Source organism: Saccharospirillum sp. MSK14-1 (genome assembly GCF_003054965.1).
In the GTDB taxonomy this organism is placed as follows: Bacteria; Pseudomonadota; Gammaproteobacteria; order Pseudomonadales; family Natronospirillaceae; genus Saccharospirillum.
Genome location: NZ_MIES01000020.1, coordinates 163,463 through 170,507, shown reverse-complemented (window position 1 = coordinate 170,507; position 7,045 = coordinate 163,463). Strand labels below are relative to the sequence as shown.

Annotated in this window: 7 protein-coding genes and 1 rRNA gene; 3 read left to right on the top strand and 5 right to left on the bottom strand. The window is 54.2% G+C overall.

All coding sequences use genetic code 11. The annotated features are described in order from the left end of the window. The first annotated feature begins 50 nt into the window (after nucleotides 1-50). Nucleotides 51-166: ribosomal RNA gene (rrf, locus tag BGP77_RS03695) — 5S ribosomal RNA — on the top strand. 195 nt (nucleotides 167-361) lie between these two features. On the opposite strand, the gene BGP77_RS03690 is transcribed toward rrf, so the two are convergent. The 5 genes from BGP77_RS03690 to BGP77_RS03670 form a co-directional block, all read right to left on the bottom strand. Further along, entirely contained in the window at nucleotides 362-715 is a 354-nt protein-coding gene (locus tag BGP77_RS03690) for a hypothetical protein (protein WP_108163387.1), read from the bottom strand. 36 nt (nucleotides 716-751) lie between these two features. Further along, nucleotides 752-1,237 carry a DUF2306 domain-containing protein gene (locus BGP77_RS03685; protein ID WP_108163386.1) on the bottom strand — a complete coding sequence of 162 codons (486 nt, stop codon included), beginning with the start codon at nucleotides 1,235-1,237 and terminating at the stop codon, nucleotides 752-754. A gap of 41 nt (nucleotides 1,238-1,278) precedes the next feature. After that, the gene (locus tag BGP77_RS03680) at nucleotides 1,279-2,475 is read right to left on the bottom strand and encodes an alanine--glyoxylate aminotransferase family protein (protein ID WP_108163385.1); all 1,197 of its coding nucleotides are present in this window, start codon (nucleotides 2,473-2,475) and stop codon (nucleotides 1,279-1,281) included. Nucleotides 2,476-2,535: 60 nt separating this feature from the next. Then, nucleotides 2,536-3,273, bottom strand: coding sequence for a glucosaminidase domain-containing protein (locus tag BGP77_RS03675; protein ID WP_108163384.1), 738 nt, complete (start codon nucleotides 3,271-3,273; stop codon nucleotides 2,536-2,538). Between the two features lie 66 nt (nucleotides 3,274-3,339). Next, nucleotides 3,340-4,608: an RsmB/NOP family class I SAM-dependent RNA methyltransferase gene (locus BGP77_RS03670; protein WP_108163383.1), complete on the bottom strand. Its 1,269-nt coding sequence runs from the start codon at nucleotides 4,606-4,608 to the stop codon at nucleotides 3,340-3,342. A gap of 111 nt (nucleotides 4,609-4,719) precedes the next feature. Here BGP77_RS03670 and BGP77_RS03665 point away from each other — a divergent pair, with 111 nt between their 5' ends. Together BGP77_RS03665 and cls are read left to right on the top strand one after the other, a co-directional pair. After that, entirely contained in the window at nucleotides 4,720-5,517 is a 798-nt protein-coding gene (locus BGP77_RS03665; protein WP_158269258.1) for an SDR family oxidoreductase, read from the top strand. An 86-nt stretch (nucleotides 5,518-5,603) separates the two neighbouring features. Further along, the gene (gene cls, locus BGP77_RS03660) at nucleotides 5,604-7,040 is read left to right on the top strand and encodes a cardiolipin synthase (protein WP_108163381.1); all 1,437 of its coding nucleotides are present in this window, start codon (nucleotides 5,604-5,606) and stop codon (nucleotides 7,038-7,040) included. Nucleotides 7,041-7,045: the final 5 nt, after the last annotated feature.

The window sequence follows — 7,045 nt, the reverse complement described above, 5'->3', positions numbered from 1 at the left end:
GAAGCCACGGAAAGTGAGCTTCGTAAAAACGACAACCACCAACCAGTTTGCTTGACGACCATAGAGCTGTGGAACCACCTGACTCCTTGCCGAACTCAGTCGTGAAACGCAGCCTCGCCGATGGTAGTGTGGGGCTTCCCCATGTGAGAGTAGGTCATCGTCAAGCTTTTAATACCACCCCGGACCAGAGATGGTTCGGGGTTTTTTATTGTCTGCAACACAGGCACCACGATGACCTCCTCTACGAGTAGCGGAGTGCCGCCCAGCGGGATGCCGCCCAGCGGAACGCCGCCCGGGTCATCGTCTGCGAACCCCCGGTCAGAGATGGCTCGGCGGTTCGACTGAAATTTAGGATGAAGAATCAGTGGCCACTGACTGTGGATTGGAATGAAACTGGAAAGCCGCCCGGCCCTTCAACGAAATAGATTTTTTCTCCGTGAGCTTCCATTGGCCCTTGAGGATTAAGACCTTGCTCTTTGGCGCGCGCTGCAAAAGCATCGGCGTCATCAACAACCAGTTGCAGCATGGTGCCAGCGGGCATTCCCTCACCGTCGGGCCAGACTTCAATCCAACTGTCCCCAGCGAGAAAAATACCGCCTTGTTGAGCATCGGACTCTGAATCAGTTTTGGGGGTTAGCCCTAATGCCTGATAGAACTGGAATAACGCTTCAGATTCCTGGCTGATGGTGCAATACCGTAAGCTGAGTACTTTCATGAGTCGCTCCCTGCCTCTAAAAGTTAAGTTATTGTGCTATCCGCCCCAGGCAATAACGCCCATCAAACGATGGGGCAATAACGTAAAAACCCCGGCACCTAGCAGTCCCCAATGGGTCAACAGCATAATTGAACGATGCGTTTTCACACGATGTCGGCGTGCAGCCGTGACACCACTGACCAGACAGATCAGCGTGTAAACGCTGAGGATATGAATGGGACCAAAGCCGCCAGGGAACCAGTGCACGGTGCGCAGCCAAAAAGACGAAATCGCTACACCGGTTAACAGCGCGACCCAGCAGTAGCCGCTCACACGATGAAGCAGGCACCCTTTTCGGCTGCTGAGCGCCACTGCGCCTAATATCACGGCAATCAGTGCTGCACTGGCGTGAACAGCGGTGACTGTTGAAACGGGTTGTTGGACAACGAAGAGTAACAGCTCAATCAATAACCAACTGGAGATCGCAGCCGGTAACAGGATCCAGACGTAATGGCTTGGCGATATGCGGACTTGAACGGTCATCGGGACTCCTTATTGTTGTTTTCCCTGCGTCTTTTAACTGTTTATTCCGGCGAATGTCGTTGCAATTGGTTTTCCAATTCCGCCATACCGGAAGGGACATCCAGGGACTGACCCAGATCGTTAAAAGTAGAGCCCAGAGCATGTAGCGTCCGGAACAGGTTGTGAACACGGCATTGTTCACCCATTTGACCGATACGGACGATGGGTGGTCCGAATGAACCGGCGATTTCTACGCGGTAATGCTGAGAAATATGATCACATACTGGCTTGGCATCCAGGCCGATGGGCAGCTTAATGCCCACCACCGAATTCAATCGTGCTGGCCGTTTAACATAGAGGTTTAGCCCTAACGCTTCGATACCGGCCTGCAATGCACGACTACTGGTTGCATGGCGTTCAAAGCGACGCTCCAGTGTCTCTTCACAGACCAGTCGCATGGCTTCATGCAACGCCAATAAGCCGGAGACCGGAGCGGTATAGTGATAGGAAGCGCGGTGCCAGAACTGGGTAGCCAGAGTGGCATCCAGTGTCCAATGCGGCATCGGCATAGGACGATCGGAAATACGGGCCCAGGCGCGCTCTGAAAATGCCACCAAGGAAACGCCAGGAATGGAACTGAGGCCTTTCTGACCGCCAGTAATGACCGCGTCGATGTTCCAGTTGTCCATTTCCAACGGCATGGTTGAGAGCGTGCAAACGGCATCGACAATAATCAGGCAATCGTATTCGTGAGCCAGTTGGGCGATGCGCGGTAAATCGGTATTGTGAGTCGTATTCGAGGTTTCACCTTGAACCAGGGTCATGACCGCGGGGCGGAATCGTTCTAGCACTTGGCGTATTTGCTCTGGATCGGCGCCCTGCCCGTCCTCAACTTCCAGTTCTTCAACCTCACCGCCCGCGCGACGAGACATTTCAGCCAGACGATGACTGAAAAAGCCATTACGCACACTCAAAACACGAGTACCCGGCCAGACCAGGTTGGCCACGGCCATTTCCATGGCCGCTGATCCCGGTCCGGCAACGCCCATCAGCCAAGGCGATTCGGTTTGAAAAATATAGCGCCCCATGCGTTTTACCTGGTCGATGATGCGCGCCATCGATTCACCCAGATGATTGATCACAATGCCATTAGCCGCAGCGACAGGCCCAGGAATAGGAACCGGACCCGCGCCCATCATAAGCAGGGGTTCTTCGGGCAAAATACGACTGAGGCTATCGATCTGGGGGACTTCTAACATGCTGTTTGACTCACTCTGATACCGCTGGATAACTGTTCAGATACTAGCATGACGCGCACATTAACCGTCATAGGCCGTCAGCTCATTGAAACGAATTATCGCGTCGAGTTCATCGACATACGCCTGACCACGTTGCGAGTAATTGATCAAAGTCGGTGCCAGAGCCAAGCCAGTAACGGGTTCATCTGCTGCACGCAATTGAGCGCGTCGTTCACGCAATTCAGCATAGGCATAGTGGGTATTGATGTTGTTCACGTAGCGACGAACGGATTGTCGTGCTGACGAAAACCGGGCGACTTCATGGCTGGCGTCGTCATCGCGTGCTTCCGGTACCAGTCCGCAGCCGCGCGAATAGCACCACTGACCAAAATAATTATTTCCTTCACGGGCAAAACGCGATGTTCCCCAGGCGCTTTCGTTAGCGGCCTGAGCCAGAGCCAGTGACGGCGGCACAATGTCGACATGAATTAATAAGGCATTCCAGTGTTCAACATTGCTGGATTCAAAATCATCTAATTCATAGCGGTTTGCAAGGGACGCCAACCAGAGTCGGTCAACCCAACGGGCTTGGTCATTGGCGATGATCTCAGTAAGCTTTTCTCGGCTGGAGAGAATGGCTTCGTTTTCCGCATCGATCAGTTGTTCGAAATACGCGAAGAAGGCGTTCTTGCGTTCGTCACCTTCAGAGAAGGTCGTGAAGTCTGGCGCTTTAGGCGTTGTAGGATAGGTGTTCAGCCCGGTCGCCAGTGCTAACAGCAGCACCAGCATCAGACCGATCAGAGGAAGATGGCGTGTCATACAACTCCAAATCGAGATATGTGGAGTCAGTATACCAAGGCTGATGGTAACCGCAGCAGGCTCGCTTCAGCGGCGCCGCATCACAGCAACAAAGAGGGTGTCCGCATCTTCATGAGGTGCACCCAGCAGCCGTTGTTCGATCCGTTCGAACTGAGGATGTTCCGCCAGGAAGTGATTAACCCGGTCCTCATTTTCGGCGACCAGCCAACTGCAGGTTGCGTAAATTAAACGACCGCCACGTTTGACGGCGTTGCTGGTACGACTGAGCAAGGCATCCTGAATGTCGTTCAGCTCGGCCAGCCGCGCACTCGTTAAGCGCCAGCGCGCATCGGGGCTGCGTCGCCAGGTACCTGCTCCGGTACAGGGGGCATCCACTAGAACGGCATCAAAAGGTGCTGTCTCGGGCAGGTCAGTTGTGCCATCCAGAATGGCGGTGTTCAGGCCATTCAACGCCAGTCGAGCAGCACGGTGTAGGCATTGCTTTAAGGCCCCAGGGCGAATGTCGGTGGCTAACACTTGTCCACTCGGTTGCGCTGCATCGAGTAACGCTAACGCCTTTCCACCAGCGCCAGCGCAAACATCCCAACAACGCTCACCACTTTGCAAGGCGACTGCTGTTGCCACCGCCTGGCTGGCTTTATCCTGAATCTCGATCCAGCCTGCCTGCCAAGCCTGAGAGCGCTCTAGTCCTGGCCGTGCGGCTAGCGCCAGGGCTTGATTGTCACGGTCCAGGCATTCAAAGCCCTCTGCGATTAAGCTCGCTTGTGCTTGATCTTCATGGCCATGGGCCAGTCGCAGCCATAACGGCGGGCGTTTGTTCTGCAACGCCAGCCAATTGGCCTGATCGGCTTCACTCCAGTCGCTCGTTGCCGCTCTTTCGGCCAACCAAGGGGTCCATTCGGACAGCCAACCCTCTTCCAATTGTTGAACCGTATCGCGCTGTTGGTCGCTGAGAGAATCCAACCAGGCCCGGCGTTGTGGACCATCGGTAATTTCGCGTGGCAGTTGGTTGTCGGCGCCGTCGAGCAACACGAACCAGCTCCAGATATCGGCGGGCGACATCTGTGTGAGGTAGGGCCAAAGTTGGTCAGCCGAGGGTTCCGTTGCTTCACCTTGCCAGCACTGGTGCAAAAATACGGGAACCGCTGCCTGCCGAGACAAACGAAAGAAAGCGTCACTGTAAAAAGCACGATCTTTACGACCGAACTTTGGCTCGGCACGAAAACGCTCAGCCAGCCAGCGATCGGTCGATGGCCAACTGGGTTCATTCAGCAAAGCTTCAGTCAGGCGTATTAAATGCGACCAACGAAAGCCGGGCCAGGCGTGTGCAGTCATAACAGCACCGGAATCAGACTGGGCGGCGCAGTATAGAGCAGCCGATAGCGGCTGCACAGCCAGAGCGCCTCTGGCAAGATGCCGAAAGAGTCCATCAGGGAGACAACAACAATGACGCAGCCGTTGGCACTGATTACCGGTGGTACGTCAGGCATTGGCGCAGCTTATGCGGCGCTGCTGGCTGAATCGGGTTACAACTTGATACTGATTGGGCGGCGTGAACGACAATTAACCGCCGTTTGCGACAAGCTGACAACGCAATATGCGGTATCCGCTGAGCCTATGCTGACCGATCTATCGGTAGCCTCCGAGCGTGAGGCACTGGTTCAGCGTATTGCCTCCTTGCCCCGACTGGATGTTTTGATCAACAACGCGGGTTATAGCAAAGACGGTCTTTATGGTGACGTCAGTTGGGCAGAGCAAAAGGCTTTGCTGGACGTACATGTGCAAGCCACTTGTGAGCTATCGCACGCAGCATTGCCATTGCTATTGGCGCAAAAAGGCACCCTCATTAATGTCGCCTCGGTCGCGTCCTGGCTGCCGACCCCACATACCGCCCTTTATGGTCCGACCAAAGCCTTTATTCGTTCATTTTCTGAGACATTGGCGCTGGGCTATGGCCGCCAGGGTTTGAGCGTTCAGGCGTTAAGCCCGGGTTTTACCGTGACTGACTTCCATGAAAAATTGGGAATTGCTCCGGAAAAATTTTATCGCAGCACTGGCATACTGCGGGCCTGGAGCCCCGAGCGTGTGGTGCGCAAGTCCTGGCGTGATGTGCAGCGTGGTCGTATTGTCAGCATTCCGGGTTGGAACTACCGTCTGATCGTCATGCTATTGCGTCATATTCCGATGCGCCTCATGCACTGGGTTATGAAACGGTCGACCATCGCGCGCTTTGGTGCCGATTAACCCAGGTGTCCTGTCCACCTGATACCGGCCTTGTACTGGTCGCGCTTAGACGGCAGGCTTGACCTAATTCCACTTAGAAGAAAATCATGCACTGGATAATTACTCTAGGCCTGTGGCTCTATGCGGCCGCGCTGATTGGTTTGAGTCTGCGCATTCTTATGCGCCGTCGGACCGTTGGTGTCACCCTGGCCTGGCTGTTGCTGATCTACGCCTTGCCCTTACTTGGGATCAGTCTTTACGCCTTATTTGGCGAGCGGTATTTGGGGCGATTACGAGCAGGCCGCGCCCGCACGCAGTTCCGTTTTTATAACCAGTGGCTGGAAGACGTCAGTGTCCGTCAGGATATTTCCGCACCGATAAACTCACCCTTACGACCGGTCATGGAACTGACTCGAGGCAGTCTTGGTATGCCGGCGCTGGAAGGCAATCACTGGCGTACGCTCGATACTGCCGACGCAGTTTTTGATGCCTTATTGGCCGATATTGAGCAGGCTCAAGAATGGATCTTCATGGAGTTTTATATTCTGGAAGATCGTGGCCGAGTGGCGGAAGTGTTGAATGCACTCGTGGCTGCACAGTCACGAGGCGTTGCTGTGTATTTGCTGCTCGACAGTGTCGGTTCAAATAAATTTTTATCCAGCAAACGATGCCAGTCCATTAGAGCCGCCGGTATTGACGTTCTGGATGTTCTACACGCCAATGTATTGCGCATGTTTATGCAACGCATGGACCTTCGTCAGCATCGAAAACTGGTTAGCATCGACAATCGTGTTGCCTATAACGGCTCAATGAATCTGGCCGATCCGCGCTGGTTCAAAAAAGATTCCGGTTTTGGTCCCTGGGTGGATTTACAGGTCCGTTTGGAAGGACCGATCGCAGCCATTATTCAGGGCAGTCTGATCTTTGATTGGGAAATGGAAACCGGTGTGCGGTTAGAACCGGCGTTAAGCTGGCCGCAACAAACCCAGGCCGGCGGCAGCCTGATGCAGTTCCTGCCAACAGGCCCTGCCTTTGAAGAAGATATTCTGTTGCAGGTGTTGGTAACGGCCATTCATAACGCCCGCCAGGAAGTCTTTATCAGTACGCCGTATTTCGTGCCGGAAGAAGCGTTGTTATTGGCGCTAAAATCGGCAGCCCGGCGTGGATTGACCGTCACCTTGCTGATACCACGCCGCATCGACAGCCGTTTGGCTCAGTATGCGGGTCGGTCTTTCTTTGATGATCTGTTGCACAGCGGTGTCGAAATTCGACGCTTTACCGGTGGGATGCTGCACACCAAAAGCGTCATCATTGATGATCACCTGGTGCTGGTCGGTTCGGTGAATCTGGATATGCGGTCGCTGTGGCTGAATTTTGAAGCCACCTTGGTGGTTGATGATCCGGCTTTTTACGCTGATATGCGACTGGTGATTGATCGCTATCTCGCGTCCAGTCATCGCCTGGATCTTAAAGAATGGCGTAAACGGAAAGTTCACAAGCGCGTGTTGGAAAACCTGGCGCAGCTGGCCAGTCCGTTGCTGTAAAATTG